Consider the following 203-nt stretch of genomic DNA (forward strand, 5'->3'; position numbering starts at 1 on the left):
TCGTGGCGGAAGAAGTAGTAAATCCCCTCCAGCTCCATCAGGCGGCTGATAAAGTCCAGGCTGCTCTCCTGATACTGCACGCAGTACTCCCACACCCGGTAGCTGCCCGCCAGGCGCGTCTCCACATTGACCCCGTACTCCTTCAGCAGCGTCTGCACAATCTGCGGCACCGTCTGGCTCTGGAAGATGCGCAGGTTGCGGTC

At 60.6% G+C, this 203-nt stretch carries 1 protein-coding gene; it reads right to left on the reverse strand.

Annotated elements, in window-relative coordinates; translation table 11 throughout:
• Positions 1–203 (reverse strand): contractile injection system protein, VgrG/Pvc8 family (locus HFD87_RS22815; RefSeq protein WP_167423956.1); only part of this gene is annotated, 203 nt, incomplete at both ends.

The sequence above is a fragment of the Pantoea sp. EKM21T genome (assembly GCF_011800405.1).
Lineage (GTDB): Bacteria > Pseudomonadota > Gammaproteobacteria > Enterobacterales > Enterobacteriaceae > Pantoea > Pantoea agglomerans.